The organism is Curvibacter sp. GW821-FHT01G03 (assembly GCF_059422285.1).
This window is the reverse complement of record NZ_JBWKWP010000022.1, coordinates 50215-64946: the sequence shown is the minus strand read 5'-3', so window position 1 is coordinate 64946 and position 14732 is coordinate 50215. Positions and strand designations below refer to the sequence as shown.

The window sequence follows — 14732 nt, the reverse complement described above, 5'->3', positions numbered from 1 at the left end:
GCAAAAGTATGCAATCACACAATTGCGTGCGTCTGGAGCGGGATCACTCCACCGCCTTCACCATGTCTTCAACCACCTTCTTGGCGTCCCCGAAGACCATCATGGTCTTGTCCATGTAGAAGAGTTCGTTGTCCAGGCCCGCGTAGCCTGCGGCCATCGAGCGCTTGTTCACGATCACCGTCTTGGCCTTGTAGGCCTCCAGGATGGGCATGCCGTAGATCGGGCTGCCCTTCACATGGGCGGCCGGGTTCACCACGTCATTGGCCCCCAGGATGATGGCCACATCGGCCTGACCGAACTCGCCATTGATGTCTTCCATCTCGAACACCTGGTCGTAAGGCACTTCGGCCTCGGCCAACAGCACGTTCATGTGGCCCGGCATGCGGCCCGCCACCGGGTGGATGGCGTACTTCACGATCACGCCGTGCTCGGTCAGCTTGGCGGCCAGTTCCTTCACGGCGTGCTGCGCCCGCGCCACGGCCAGACCATAACCCGGCACGATGACCACGGTCTCGGCGTTCGACAGCACAAAGGCCGCGTCGTCCGCGCTGCCGCTCTTGACGTTGCGCTGCACCTGATCACCGGCCGTTGCCGTGGCCGCTTCACCGCCAAAGCCGCCCAGAATCACGTTGAAGAACGAGCGGTTCATGGCCTTGCACATGATGTAGCTCAGGATGGCCCCCGAGCTGCCCACCAGAGAGCCAGCAATGATCAGCATGGCGTTGTTCAGGCTGAAGCCGATGCCGGCCGCGGCCCAGCCCGAGTAGCTGTTCAGCATCGACACCACCACCGGCATGTCGGCGCCACCGATCGGGATGATGATCAACACGCCCATCACAAAGGCCAGCGCCAGCATGGCAAAAAAGGCCGTCCAGTTCTCGGTGACCATGAAGGCCAGCCCCAGGCCCACGGTGGCCAGGCCCAGCACCAGGTTCAGCATGTGCTGACCCGCGAACTGCACCGGAGCGCCCTGGAACAAGCGGAACTTGTACTTGCCCGACAGCTTGCCGAAGGCAATCACCGAGCCACTGAAGGTGATGGCACCGATGGCCGCGCCCAGGAACAGCTCCAGCCGGTTGCCCGTCGGGATCAGGTCGCCCTTGGCGTGCACGATCTGGAAGGCATACGGCTCAGCGACCGCGGCCACGGCAATGAACACCGCCGCCAGACCGATCATGCTGTGCATGAAGGCCACCAGCTCCGGCATCTTGGTCATCTCGACGCGCTGCGCCATCACGGCGCCGGCGCCGCCGCCCACCACCAGGGCGGCCAGCACATAGCCCAGTCCACCCACGGTGGACAGGCCGGCCGTTTCAGACAGTTTGACGATCAGGGCCGCCGTGGTCAGCACGGCGATCGTCATGCCGATCATGCCGAACAGATTGCCCCGGATCGAGGTGGTGGGATGGGACAAGCCCTTGAGCGCCTGGATGAAACAGACGCTGGCCACCAGGTACAGCAGGGTGACGAGGTTCATGCTCATGCTTTGTCTCCGTGAGCCACCGGGGCCTTCTTTTCTTTCTTGCGGAACATCTCCAGCATGCGCCGGGTGACGAGAAAACCACCGAACACGTTGACTGCGGCCAGCGCCACGGCCAGCACGCCCATGGTCTTGCCCAGGGGCGTTTCGGTCAGGGCAGCCGCGAGCATGGCGCCCACGATCACGATGGCCGACACCGCATTGGTCACCGCCATCAGGGGCGTGTGCAAGGCGGGCGTCACGGTCCACACCACGTGGTAGCCCACGTAGATGGCCAGCACGAAGATGATCAGGTTGATCAGGGTTGGGGATACAACATCCACGACTGTCTCCTTTGTATTGAGGCCGCTAGCGACCTATTGCGGCAAAGCCATCGGGAAATCCGGCAGATTCAAGGCCCCATCGAGGGACGCCGCGCTCAGACGCGCCGCCTGGGCAACCTTGCGGGCCCATTCCTCAGCAGGCCGGCCGGCCATCAGAAAATCACCGTTGCTGCGCGTCACCGGCTCAGTCAGCCGGCGGTTGGCCAGCACCTGCACCAGCACGTAGCCTCCGCCCTCGGTGTTGTAGCGGAAGTCCAGCGCACCAAAGGGTTTGGTCGGCAGGCTCTGGTGGCTGCCCAGGTAGGCGTTGAGCTTGGGATAGCGCGACGCCAGCCAGTCATGACCATCGGCCCAGCGCTTGTAGCGCAGGCAGTCGGTCCGCGTGGGGCTGCCGGCGGTGACATCCTCGACGTAAACGCCGCGCTCCTGCGGGCACGCATTGGGCACGGCCTGGCGATCTGGCCACAAGCCGCTGCGGTTGGACTGCACCACCATCACGGCCAGCAGAGACTGATCAGCGCCGCGCAAACCCACCACCCGGGTGGGCAACGTTGGGGCCGGCCGAGTCGCGTCCAGGCTGTCCAGCGACTCTTCACCACCGCCCAGATCCACCCATTGCCCGCCCGCTTTTGCCGCCGGCAGGCTCACCTTGGCCCGACCGGCCGAGGGGCTGCCTTCGGGGATGACGGAGCACGCCGTCAGGCCCAGCACGACTGCCGCCATGGCCCACGCCCCCAGGCGCAGGTTCAAGGGCTCACTCTTCATCCTCATGCGCGCTTCACCGTTCCTTCGTGCGTCATCAGGCAGGCGGCCACGATGTCGTCATCCAAATCCACATGCAACTGCCCCTCCTTGTTCAGCACCAGCTTCAGGAAGTCGAGCACGTTGCGGGCATACAGTGCCGAGGCGTCTGCGGCCACCAAGGCGGGCAGATTGGTTTCACCCACCAGCGTCACGCCGTGGCGCTGCACCGTCTTGTCGGCCTCGGTCAGCGGGCAGTTGCCCCCCGGGCCACCGTGCGGGCCTTGCGGGCCCTTGCCCGCCGCCAGATCCACCAGCACCGAGCCGGGCTTCATGGCCTTGACCATGTCTTCGGTCACCAGCACCGGTGCGGCGCGGCCAGGAATCAGCGCAGTGGAGATCACCACGTCGGCCTGCGCCACGCGCTTGGCCACTTCAACCTTCTGCCGCTCCAGCCAGCTCGGCGGCATGGGACGCGCATAGCCGCCCACGCCCTGGGCCGCTTCTTTTTCCTCGGCGGTTTCATAGGGCACGTCGATGAACTTGCCCCCCAGGGATTCGACCTGTTCCTTCACCGACGGGCGCACATCCGACGCCTCGATCACCGCCCCCAGGCGCTTGGCCGTGGCGATCGCCTGCAGGCCCGCCACACCCACCCCGAGAATCACCACGCGGGCCGCCTTCACCGTGCCTGCGGCGGTCATCAGCATCGGAAAGAAGCGCTGGTACTTGTCGGCAGCGATCATCACGGCCTTGTAGCCGGCAATGTTGGCCTGCGAGGACAGCACGTCCATGCTCTGGGCCCGTGTGGTGCGCGGCGCCGCCTCCAGGGCGTAGGCCGTGAGTCCGGCCGCAGCCAGGCGCTGCAAGCCTTCGGCGTCAAAGGGGTTGAGCATGCCCACCACCGTGGCCCCAGGCTTGAACAGGGACAACTCCGCGGCAGACGGCGCCCGCACCTTGAGCACCAGACCGGCGCCAAAGGCCCCGGCGACATCGGTGATGGTGGCGCCGGCAGCCACATAGGCCTCGTCGGTCACGCTGGCCGCCACACCGGCACCCGACTGCACGGCAATCTCGTGCCCCTGGGCTTTCAGTTTCTTCACGGTTTCCGGGGTGACCGCCACCCGGGTCTCCCCCGCCGCTGTTTCAGCAGGAACGCCAATGAACATGAGACTCTCCTCGTGGATGAATGACCGGTATTTTTCGAATGACCGCGAGCTTACATGATGCCCGACGCGCGGTCGTGTCCAGGAGGAGACCGACGTTTGCGCGCCTCCGCGTCAGAGCGACGTCACATCGCCCGGGAATAATGGCGGGATGAAAATCCGTTGGAAACCCAGTGTCACGGTGGCCGCCCTGATGGAGCGCGACGGCAAATTCCTGCTGGTCGAAGAACACACCGACTCCGGCCTCAAGCTGAACAACCCGGCTGGCCACCTCGATCCCGGCGAATCGCCCGCCGATGGCTGCGCCCGCGAAGCCCTGGAAGAGACCGCTCACCACTTCAAACCGACCGCTCTGGTGGGCATCTACCTGTCACGCTTCCGCAAGAAATCCACGGGTGAAGACATCACTTACATGCGCTTTGCATTTTGTGGCACCGTCGGAGACGAAGTCCCCGGCATGGCGCTTGACGAGGGCATCGTGCGCGCCCTGTGGATGACGCCCGAAGAGATCCGCGCCAACCAGCACCGGCACCGCAGTCCGCTGCTTTTGCGCTGCCTGGACGACTACCTGGCCGGCAAGCGGTACCCGCTGGACATGGTCTACACCGACGAGACGGTGCTGCAGACGCCCCCGCCTTGACCCTGACGCGGACAGCCCATGGCCCCGGCGGGGATAATCCCGGGGCTATGAACAAACAACGCATCGTGGTGGGCCTGAGTGGCGGGGTGGACTCCGCCGTCACGGCGCACCTGCTCAAACAGCAAGGCCACGAGGTCATCGGCATCTTCATGAAGAACTGGGAAGATGACGACGACAGCGAGTTCTGCTCCAGCCGGCAGGATTTTCTCGACGCGGCCAGCGTGGCCGATGTGCTGGGCATCGAGATCGAACACGTCAACTTCGCCGCCGAATACAAGGACCGCGTCTTTGCCGAGTTCCTGACCGAGTACCAGGCCGGCCGCACCCCCAACCCCGACGTGCTGTGCAACGCCGAGATCAAATTCAAGGCCTTTCTCGACCACGCCATGCGTCTGGGGGCCGACCGCATCGCCACGGGCCATTACGCCCGCGCCCGCTTCAACCCGGCCACGCAAAAGCATGAGCTGCTCAAGGGCCTCGATCCGGCCAAGGACCAAAGCTACTTTCTGCACCGCCTGAACCAGGCCCAGATCAGCAAAACGCTGTTTCCGGTCGGCGAGCTGCGCAAGACCGAGGTGCGGCGCATCGCCGAAGAAATCGGTTTGCCCAATGCCAAGAAGAAGGACTCGACCGGCATCTGCTTCATCGGCGAGCGCCCGTTTCGCGAGTTTCTGAACCGCTACATCTCCCGCGAGCCCGGCCCCATCAAGGACGAGCGTGGCCGCAAACTGGGCACCCATGTGGGCCTGTCGTTTTACACCCTGGGCCAGCGCCAGGGCCTGGGCATCGGCGGCGTGAAGGAAAAGGGTGCCCAGCGCGGCAGCGGCGACCATTCCCCCTGGTTCGTGGCCCGCAAGGACATCCCCAACAACACGCTGTGGGTGGTGCAAGGCCACGATCACCCCTGGCTGCAATACCGCAGCCTGCAGGCCGACAACGCCAGTTGGGTGGCCGGCGAGCCCCCGGCTCAAGCAGGGCTGGGCGCCAAGACGCGCTATCGGCAGGCCGATGCCGCCTGCGCCTTCGAACCCGGCACGACGGCCGAGACCTTCGGCTTGAACTTCACCGAGCTGCAATGGGCCGTGACCCCTGGCCAGAGCGCCGTGCTGTACGACGGCGAAGTCTGCCTGGGCGGCGGGATCATCTCCGCAGCCCAGGCTTGATCGCCCGGCGAGTGCGCCTCGCCGGCACCACACCCACCACCTGAGCTGCCGAGCCGTTGAAACACGGAGCGGTCGCGACCACGCGCACCGCCGCGGTGCCGTGCGCCCCAATTTCAAACACCTGCGCCGCCTCGCGCTGAGGCTGCGGGTCTCGTGTCGCGCCGACATGGTGCAAACCCGCATCACAAACCTGGCACACCTGTTGCATCATGAAAAAAGCTGACCATTTGATCAGCTTTTGACGATCAAAACAGGAGTTGCCCCCGTGACCCAGACACCGACCACCGGCCCCGACATCCAGGCAGGGCGGCTCGCCCCAGCCGACTATGCCCAGCGCTTTGCGGACGCGGGCGATCCCTTCACGGCACAGCAGGCCGTGCTGGAGGCCGAGCGCTGCCTCTACTGCTACGACGCCCCCTGCGCCACCGCCTGCCCCACCAGCATCGATGTGCCCAGCTTCATTCACCGCATCAGCCAGGGCAATGTGCGGGGCGCCGCCCAGGCCATCCTGAGCGCCAACCCGCTGGGCGGCATGTGCGCCCGCGTCTGCCCGACCGAAGAGCTGTGCGAGGCCGTTTGCGTGCGCAACACCCAGCAGGGCGTGCCGGTGGCCATCGGCAAACTGCAGCGCCACGCGGTGGACGCCGTGATGCACCTGCCGCAGAGCGCCCTGTTCCAACGCGCCCCGGCCACCGGCAAGAAGGTGGCCGTGGTGGGTGCCGGCCCGGCCGGCCTGGCCTGCGCCCACGGCCTGGCCCTGAAGGGCCACGACGTGACCGTGTTCGACGCCCACGCCAAGCCCGGCGGCCTCAATGAATACGGCCTGGCCACCTACAAGACCGCCGACAACTTTGCCCAACGCGAGATCGACTGGCTGCTGGGCATCGGGGGCATCACGATCCAGACCGCTTGGAAGCTCGAATCGGCAGCCCAGCTGGACACCCTGCGCGCCGACTTCGACGCGGTTTTCCTGGGCATCGGCCTGGGCGCCGTCAACCAGCCCGCGCTGCCCGGCAGCACGCTCGCCGGCATCCGTGATGCGGTCGACTTCATTGCCGAGCTGCGCCAGTGCACCGACCTCTCCACCCTGCCCGTGGGCCGCCGCGTGGTGGTGATCGGGGGCGGCATGACCGCGGTCGACGCCTCGGTGCAGTCGCGCCTGCTGGGCGCCAGCGAGGTGCACATGGTGTACCGCCGCGGCCCCGAGGCCATGGGTGCCTCGGCGGACGAACAGACCTGGGCCAAGACGAACGGCGTGGTGATCGAGCACTGGCTGGCCCCGGTGGCCTTCGAAGGCGAGCAAGGCGCCGTGCGGGCCGTGCGCTTCGAGCGCCAGCAACTGGTCGATGGCCGCCTGCAAGGCACGGGCGTGTTTGAAATCCGGGCTGCCGACACTGTGCTGCAGGCCGTCGGCCAGAAGCTGGCGACGGCCCCCTGGCTGCAAAACCTGCAGCTCGAAGCCGGCCGCATCGCCGTGAATGCCCAGGGCCGTACCAGCCTCGACGGCGTCTGGGCCGGCGGCGACTGCGTGGGCGGCGGCCGCGACCTCACGGTCGAGGCGGTCGAAGACGGCAAACAGGCCGCCCTCGCCATCCACAGCACCCTTTCTTCTTCCAACGCCTGAGCCCCAAGGAAACCGACATGGCTGACCTGAGCATTGACTTCGCGGGCATCAAGAGCCCCAACCCCTTCTGGCTGGCTTCTGCGCCGCCCACCGACAAAGCCGTCAACGTGCTGCGCGCCTTCGAGGCCGGCTGGGGCGGCGTGGTCTGGAAAACCCTGGGCGAAGACCCACCGGTGGTGAACGTGCACGGCCCGCGCTACAGCGCCCTGCTGTCGCCCGACCGCAAGGTGCTGGGCTTCAACAACATCGAGCTGATCTCCGACCGCCCGCTGGCCACCAACCTGCGCGAGATCCGCGAGGTCAAACGCGCCTTCCCCGACCGGGCCATGGTGGTGTCACTGATGGTGCCCTGCCAAGAGTCATCGTGGAAGGCGATCCTGCCCCAGGTGGAAGACACCGGGGCGGATGGCATTGAACTGAACTTCGGCTGCCCGCACGGCATGAGCGAGCGCGGCATGGGCGCGGCCGTGGGTCAGGTGCCCGAGTACATCCAGATGGTGACCGAGTGGTGCAAGCACTATTCGAAGATGCCCGTGATCGTGAAGCTCACCCCCAACATCACCGACGTGCGCTACCCGGCGCGGGCCGCCAAGGCCGGCGGGGCCGATGCGGTGTCGCTGATCAACACCATCAACTCCATCATGGGCGTGGACCCGCGCACCCTGACCATGGTGCCCAGCACGGCGGGCAAGGGCTCGCACGGCGGCTACTGCGGCCCGGCGGTGCGCCCCATCGCCCTGAACATGGTGGCCGAGATCGCCCGCGACGCCGAGACCGCCGGCATCCCCATCTCGGGCATCGGCGGCATCGGCACCTGGCGCGACGCGCTTGACTTCCTGGCCCTGGGTGCCGGCAGCGTGCAGGTGTGCACCGCCGCCATGGTGTACGGCTTCAAGATCGTGCAGGACATGGCCAGCGGCCTGTCCAACTACATGGACGACATGGGGATCACCTCGGTGGCCGAGATCACCGGCCGCGCCGTGCCCACGGTCAGCGACTGGCGCTTCCTCAACCTCAACCACATCAGCAAAGCCGTCATCGACACCGACAAGTGCATTGAATGCGGGCGCTGCCATGTGGTCTGCGAAGACACCTCCCATCAGGCCATCACCGCCACCAAGGACGGCAAGCGCCACTTCGAGGTCAAGGAAGAGGAATGCGTGGGCTGCAACCTGTGCGTGTCGGTGTGCCCCGTGGACGACTGCATCACGCTCAAGGACCTGGCCCCCGGCGAAATCGACCTGCGCACGGGCAAGCCCGTGAGTGCCGAGCCCCTGAACTGGACCGCGCATCCGAACAACCCGATGCGCGTCACCGCCTGAGACCTATTCCAAAGACGCCCCCAAGCAGGTGGGGCAGGCTGGCCCGGGGTGGTGAGCGGCGCGCAGGCTCACTGGCTCCAGCGGCTGGCCGCACCCACCTCATCCACCCCCACGAGGAGACAAGCGCATGACCCCGAGACAAGCCGACGCCCACCCGGGCGACCTGTGGAACGAAGACCTGGCCCCCACCCAGGCGCACCAGCGCACCTGGCGCTGGATGCACTTTGCCGCCCTGTGGGTGGGCATGGTGATGTGCATCCCGGCCTACACCCTGGCCGCCAGCCTGATCGAGGCCGGCATGTCCTGGTCCCAGGCGGTGGGCACGGTGTTCCTGGGCAACCTGATCGTGCTGCTGCCCATGCTGCTGATCGGCCATGCGGGCGCCAAGCATGGCATTCCGTACGCCGTGCTGGCACGGGCCTCCTTTGGCACGCGTGGCGCCAAGCTGCCGGCCCTGCTGCGCGCCCTGGTGGCCTGCGGCTGGTACGGCATCCAGACCTGGTTCGGCGGCATGATGATCTACACCCTGGCGGGCGTGCTGATCGGCCACCCGCTGGAGGGCGACAAGCTGCCCGGCCTGGGCATCAACCTGGGCCAACTGGTGTGCTTCCTGCTGTTCTGGGCCATCCAGTTCTATTTCGTGGTGCACGGCATCGAATCGATCCGCAAGCTGGAGACCTGGACGGCCCCGATCAAGATCGTGATCTGCGGCGTGCTGCTGGTCTGGGCCTACCAGAAGGCGGGCGGCTTCGGCCCCATCCTGGACCAACCCTCTCAATTTGAAGCGGGCGGCAAGAAGGCCGGTCAGTTTCAGGCCGTGTTCTGGCCCTCGCTGACCGCCATGGTGGGCTTCTGGGCCACGCTGGCGCTGAACATCCCCGACTTCACCCGCTTCGCGCGCACCCAGCGCGATCAGGTCATCGGCCAGGCCCTGGGCCTGCCCCTGCCCATGGGCCTGCTGGCCGCCATGGCGGTGTTCGTCACCTCGGCCACCGTGGTCATCTATGGCAAGGCGCTGTGGGACCCCGTCGACCTGGCCAGCCGCATGACCGGCGCGGCCGTGCTGATCGCCCTGCTGGTGCTGCTGATCGACACCGTCAGCGTGAACCTGGCGGCCAACCTGGTGGGCCCGGCCTACGACTTCTCGGCCCTGCACCCGGCCCGCATCAGCTACCGCACCGGCGGCTATATCACCGTGGGCATCGCCATCGTGATGATGCCCTGGAAGATCCTGGAGTCCACCCAGGGCTACATCTTCACCTGGCTGATCGGCTACTCGGCCCTGCTCGGGCCGGTGGCCGGCATCCTGATGGTCGACTACTACCTGCTGCGCCGCACCGAGCTGGCGGTGAGCGAGCTGTACGACGACAACGGCCGCTACCGCTACAGCGGCGGCTGGAACTGGATCGCCGTGCTGGCCTTTGCCGCCGGCGTGGCGCCCAATGTGCCCGGCTTTCTGAATGCGGCCTTCCCCAGCACCTTCCCCGATGTGGCCGAGGGCTTCAAACAACTGTATGCCTATGCCTGGTTTGCAGGCCTGGGAATTGCATCCGTGGTCTACCGACTTGGCATGGCAGGCAGAACCCCATCGGTGGGTCTGGTGCGCCGCCGGGTCTGAGGCCCCTCTTGCCGGGGCCTGGTGCGGCCCCGGCCTGGCACGCCGCCAGCCCGTGCGGCATTTTTGATGGAGAGACTTGCTCATGAACACAGCCCAGACCTCAGCCTTGTTGATCCGAGGCGGTACCGTCGTCAACGCCGACCGCAGCTTTCGTGCCGATGTGTTGTGCCAGGACGGCCAGATCGTGGCCGTGGGTGAGGGCCTGCAGGCCCCCGCCGGCGCCACCGTGGTCGATGCCGGCGGCCAGTACGTGATGCCGGGCGGCATCGACCCGCACACCCACATGCAACTGCCCTTCATGGGCACGGTCACGCGCGACGACTTCTTCAGCGGCACCGCGGCCGCGCTGGCGGGCGGCACCACCAGCATCATCGACTTCGTGATCCCCGACCCGCAGCAGCCGCTGCTCGACGCCTACAAGACCTGGCGCGGCTGGGCCGAGAAATCCTGCGCCGACTACGGCTTTCACGTGGCCATCACCTGGTGGGGCGACAGCGTGCACGCCGACATGGGCACCCTGGTGCGCGACGAGGGCGTGAACAGCTTCAAGCACTTCATGGCCTACAAGAACGCCATCATGTGCGACGACGAAACCCTGGTGAACAGCTTCCGCCGCGCGCTGGAGCTGGGCGCCATGCCCACCGTGCACGCCGAGAACGGCGAGCTGGTCTTCCTGCTGCAGCAGGAGATGAAGAACCAGGGCATCACCGGCCCCGAAGGCCACCCACTGTCACGCCCACCCGCCGTCGAGGCCGAGGCGGCCCAGCGCGCCATCGCCATCGCCGACGTGCTCAACGTGCCGATCTATGTGGTGCACGTGTCCTGCGCCGAATCGGCCGAGGCCATCGCCCGCGCCCGCGCCAAGGGCCAACGCGTGTACGGCGAGGTGCTGGCCGGCCACCTGGTGGTGGACGACAGCGTGTACCGCCACCCCAGCTACGACGTGGCCGCTGCCCATGTGATGAGCCCGCCCTTCCGTGAAAAAAGCCACCAACAGGCGCTGTGGCGCGGCCTGCAGGCCGGCCACCTGCACACCACCGCCACCGACCACTGCACCTTCTGCGCCGAGCAAAAAGCCATGGGCAAGGCCGATTTCAGCAAGATCCCGAACGGCACCGGGGGTGTCGAGGAACGCCTGGCCGTGCTGTGGGATGAGGGCGTGAACAGCGGCCGCCTGACCCCCAGCGAGTTTGTCGCCGTGACCTCGGCCAACGCGGCCAAGCTGTTCAACCTGTACCCCCGCAAAGGCTGCGTGGCCGCCGGCGCCGATGCCGACCTGGTGGTCTGGGACCCCGCCGCCACCAAGACCCTGTCGGTCAAGACCCAGCACTCGCTGGGCGACTACAACATCTTCGAAGGCAAGACCGTGACCGGCGTGCCCAGCCACACCATCAGCCAGGGCCGCCTGGTCTATGTGCAAGGCGACTTGCGCGTGGAGCGCGGCAGCGGCCGCTACCTGAAGCGCCCGCCCTTCGGCCCCACTTTTGACGCCCTGGGCCGCAAGGCCGCCCTGGCCAAGCCCACCGCCGTGACCCGCTGAAAGGAGTACCCCCCATGAACCCGAAAGACCTTCCGCCCCCCACCGAGGCCCTGCGCATCAACGGCGAACGCCTGTGGGACAGCCTGATGACCCTGGCCCGCATCGGCGGCACCGACAAGGGTGGCGTGTGCCGCCTGGCCCTGACCGAGCTCGACCGCCAGGGCCGTGACCTGGTCGTGGGCTGGGCCCGCGACGCCGGCCTGAGCATCACTGTCGACCAGATCGGCAACGTGTTCATGCGCCGCCCCGGCCGCAACAACAGCCTGCCCCCCGTCATGACCGGCAGCCACATCGACACCCAGCCCACCGGCGGCAAGTTCGACGGCAACTACGGCGTGCTGGCCGGCCTGGAGGTGGTGCGCACCTTGAACGACCACGGCATCCAGACCGAGGCCCCGATCGAGGTCGCCTTCTGGACCAACGAAGAGGGCTCGCGCTTCGTGCCCGTGATGATGGGCTCGGGCGTGTTCGCCGGCGCCTTCACCCTGGAACACGCCTACGCCGCCACCGACACCGAGGGCAAGAGCGTCAAGGACGAGCTGGCCCACATCGGCTACATCGGGGACCAGGTGCCGGGCCAGCACCCCATCGGCGCCTACTTCGAGACCCACATCGAGCAGGGCCCGGTGCTGGAGGACCACGACAAGACCATCGGCGTGGTCAGCGCGGTGCTGGGCATCCGCTGGTACGACTGCACCGTGACCGGCATGGAAGCCCACGCCGGCCCCACCCCCATGGGCCTGCGCAAGGACGCGCTGCAGGTCGCTACCCGCGTGATGCAAGAGGTGGTGGCCATCGGCAACCGCTACGCCCCGCACGGGCGTGGCACCGTGGGCATGGTCAACGTGCACCCCAACAGCCGCAACGTGATCCCGGGCCGGGTCAAGTTCTCGATGGACCTGCGCAACAGCACCGACGCCCTGGTCGACCAGATGGACGCCGACATCCGCGCCTACGCGGCCCAGGTGGCCGCCGAGACCGGGCTGAAGATCGAGGTCGAACTGGTGTCGCACTACCCGGCCCAGCCCTTCCACGCCGACTGTGTCAACGCGGTGCAGCGCGCCGCCGAGCGCCTGGGCTACAGCCACATGCCCGCCGTGTCAGGCGCCGGTCACGACGCGGTCTACATGGCCAAGCTGGCGCCCACGGGCATGATCTTCATCCCCTGCAAGGATGGCATCAGCCACAACGAGATCGAAGACGCCAAGCCCGAGCACATCACCGCCGGCTGCAACGTGCTGCTGCAGGCCATGCTGGAGCGGGCGGGCTGAAGCGTCGCCCCCTCAGGGGGGCGTCAATCCACACCCTCGCAGCACCAGCCCCACCACATGTTCGGTGGCCTCGGCATAGTCCTTGGGCGTGAGGGCGCTGCGCCCCAGCACGGCAGCGATCTGCACATCAAAGTCGGCATAGGTCTGGGTGGCAGACCAGATGGTGAAGAACAGGTGCACGGTGCTGACCGGCGCCATGCGGCCCTGGGCCACCCAACCGTCGAGCACGGCGGCCTTTTCGAGCACCAGGTCGCGCAGTTCGGTCTCCAGCAGGGTCTGCAACACAGGCGCCCCATGCAGCAACTCGTTGGCGAACACCTTGGAGGCATGCGGGCGCTGCTGCGACAGGCGCATCTTGTCGCGGATGTAATCCCCCAGGGCCGTGGCGGGGTCGGCCTCGGGCGTGATGCCGTGCGTGGGCGCCAGCCAGTCGCTGAGGGTGCGCGCCAGCACGGCCCGGTACAGGTCTTGTTTGTTACCGAAGTAGTAATGCAGGTTGGCCTTGGGCAGGTCGGCCGCTTCGGCAATGGCGGCCATGGTGGCGCCGCTGAAGCCGGCACCGGCAAACACGCGCTCGGCAGCCTCCAGGATCAGGCTCTCGTTGGCCTGTCGGATCTGGCCTTTGGCGGCATCAGCAGCGGCCGCGGAGGCCGCCGGGGCAGACGGGAGCTTGGGGACGGAAGGCATGGGATCTCTTCAGAGGAAAAAAGCGGGCAGCGCCCCATCGGGCGCCTGTGCAAACACACAGGGGCGAAGGATACGCTGCCCGCGGGGCAGGCCTGCCGCTCATGCGCAGGCCGAGGAGGGGACCGAACCAGCCCGTCAATGCTGGGCGGCTTCCCACACCACATGGCTGTAGGCGGCCTTGCCCGGGTCTTTCTTGATGACCGGCGAGCTACCGCCGTTGAGCAGGACCTTGACCGTGCGCTCGTAGGCAGCCGGGTCCAGGTAGCCGATCTTGTCGGTGCCCGCCTTGCTGATCAGCTTGGCCACGTTCTCCATCTGGCGCTTCTGCACCGCCACGGTGGCGCTGCCCGAACTGTCTTGCGCCACCACGATCTTGGCGGCCTCCTCGGGGTTCTTGACGGCCTCGTTCCAACCCTTGAAGGTAGCCTTCAGGAACTTGCCCATCTTGGCCACAAAGGCCTTGTCCTTGAGGCTGGATTCGAGCACATACAAGCCGTCTTCCAGCGAGGCCACGCCCTGGTCCTCATAGAAAAAGGTCACCAGGTCGCTTTCCTTGACGCCGGCATCCACCACCTGCCAGTACTCGTTGTAGATCATGGTCGAGATGCAGGCGGCCTGGTTCTGCAGCAGCGGGTCGACGTTGAAGCCTTGCTTGAGGATCTTGATGTCGCTGTCGGTCTTGTAGCCCAGCTTGGCCATCCAATTCAGGAAGGGGTACTCATTGCCGCCGTACCAGACGCCCAGGGTCTTGCCCTTGAGGTCTTTCGGGCTGCTCACGCCGCTGGACTTCTTGCAGGTCAGCATCAGGCCCGAGCGGTCAAACACCTGGGCGATGTTGACCAGAGGCACGCCGGCCTCGCGCGCCGCCAGGGCGTCGGGCATCCAGTTGACGATGGCATCGGCCGACTTGCCCGCGATCACCTGCACCGGCGAGATGTCGGGGCCGCCGGGTTTGATGGTCACGTCCAGCCCGGCCTCTTTGTAGAAGCCCTTGGCCTGGGCCACGTAGTAGCCCGCAAACTGGGCCTGAGGCACCCACTTCAGCTGCACCGTGACCTTGTCGGCCGCGTGCGCGGCGGCACCGCCCAAGGCCAGCAGGGCTGCCAGCACGCCAGCGGACAAGCGAAAAGAACTCTTCATGGGACGCTCCTTGTGAT

The 14732-nt window shown here is 66.7% G+C and carries 13 protein-coding genes; 7 read left to right on the top strand and 6 right to left on the bottom strand.

From position 1 onward, the window contains the following. Positions 1–43 precede the first annotated feature (43 nt). The 4 genes from AC07VS_RS25075 to AC07VS_RS25060 are packed head-to-tail and all read right to left on the bottom strand — an operon-like array spanning position 44 to position 3713. Positions 44–1483 (bottom strand): NAD(P)(+) transhydrogenase (Re/Si-specific) subunit beta, encoded by a 1440-nt coding sequence (locus AC07VS_RS25075; RefSeq protein WP_494655699.1) that lies wholly within the window; start codon positions 1481–1483, stop codon positions 44–46. Further along, positions 1480–1803 (bottom strand): NAD(P) transhydrogenase subunit alpha part 2, encoded by a 324-nt coding sequence (locus AC07VS_RS25070; RefSeq protein ID WP_494752329.1) that lies wholly within the window; start codon positions 1801–1803, stop codon positions 1480–1482. Before AC07VS_RS25070 ends, AC07VS_RS25075 begins: the two co-directional genes overlap by 4 nt. 33 nt (positions 1804–1836) lie before the next feature. Further along, entirely contained in the window at positions 1837–2574 is a 738-nt protein-coding gene (locus AC07VS_RS25065; protein WP_492350651.1) for a hypothetical protein, read from the bottom strand. Beyond that, on the bottom strand, positions 2571–3713 hold the full coding sequence (locus AC07VS_RS25060) for a Re/Si-specific NAD(P)(+) transhydrogenase subunit alpha (protein WP_494752328.1): 1143 nt from the start codon (positions 3711–3713) through the stop codon (positions 2571–2573). The genes AC07VS_RS25065 and AC07VS_RS25060 overlap by 4 nt, the downstream gene beginning before the upstream one ends. A gap of 148 nt (positions 3714–3861) precedes the next feature. Here AC07VS_RS25060 and AC07VS_RS25055 point away from each other — a divergent pair, with 148 nt between their 5' ends. The 7 genes from AC07VS_RS25055 (at position 3862) to AC07VS_RS25025 (ending at position 12888) form a co-directional block, all read left to right on the top strand. After that, on the top strand, positions 3862–4350 hold the full coding sequence (locus AC07VS_RS25055) for an NUDIX hydrolase (RefSeq protein WP_492350649.1): 489 nt from the start codon (positions 3862–3864) through the stop codon (positions 4348–4350). Between the two features lie 47 nt (positions 4351–4397). Continuing rightward, positions 4398–5513, top strand: a complete 1116-nt coding sequence (mnmA, locus tag AC07VS_RS25050; protein WP_494752327.1) for a tRNA 2-thiouridine(34) synthase MnmA — start codon at positions 4398–4400, stop codon at positions 5511–5513. A 265-nt stretch (positions 5514–5778) separates the two neighbouring features. Further along, positions 5779–7137 (top strand): NAD(P)-dependent oxidoreductase, encoded by a 1359-nt coding sequence (locus AC07VS_RS25045; RefSeq protein ID WP_494752326.1) that lies wholly within the window; start codon positions 5779–5781, stop codon positions 7135–7137. Between the two features lie 17 nt (positions 7138–7154). Continuing rightward, positions 7155–8459: an NAD-dependent dihydropyrimidine dehydrogenase subunit PreA gene (preA, locus tag AC07VS_RS25040; RefSeq protein WP_492350646.1), complete on the top strand. Its 1305-nt coding sequence runs from the start codon at positions 7155–7157 to the stop codon at positions 8457–8459. A gap of 127 nt (positions 8460–8586) precedes the next feature. Beyond that, the gene (locus AC07VS_RS25035) at positions 8587–10077 is read left to right on the top strand and encodes an NCS1 family nucleobase:cation symporter-1 (RefSeq protein ID WP_494752325.1); all 1491 of its coding nucleotides are present in this window, start codon (positions 8587–8589) and stop codon (positions 10075–10077) included. Between the two features lie 82 nt (positions 10078–10159). Continuing rightward, positions 10160–11617 carry a dihydropyrimidinase gene (gene hydA, locus AC07VS_RS25030; RefSeq protein ID WP_492350644.1) on the top strand — a complete coding sequence of 486 codons (1458 nt, stop codon included), beginning with the start codon at positions 10160–10162 and terminating at the stop codon, positions 11615–11617. A gap of 14 nt (positions 11618–11631) precedes the next feature. After that, a complete protein-coding gene (locus AC07VS_RS25025) occupies positions 11632–12888 on the top strand; it encodes a Zn-dependent hydrolase (protein WP_494752324.1) in 1257 nt (418 codons plus the stop codon). A 12-nt stretch (positions 12889–12900) separates the two neighbouring features. Here AC07VS_RS25025 and AC07VS_RS25020 read toward each other — a convergent pair whose 3' ends face one another. Next, positions 12901–13575, bottom strand: a complete 675-nt coding sequence (locus tag AC07VS_RS25020; RefSeq protein WP_494655705.1) for a TetR/AcrR family transcriptional regulator — start codon at positions 13573–13575, stop codon at positions 12901–12903. A gap of 135 nt (positions 13576–13710) precedes the next feature. Further along, positions 13711–14715 (bottom strand): ABC transporter substrate-binding protein, encoded by a 1005-nt coding sequence (locus AC07VS_RS25015; RefSeq protein ID WP_492349967.1) that lies wholly within the window; start codon positions 14713–14715, stop codon positions 13711–13713. Between the last annotated feature and the right edge of the window lie 17 nt (positions 14716–14732).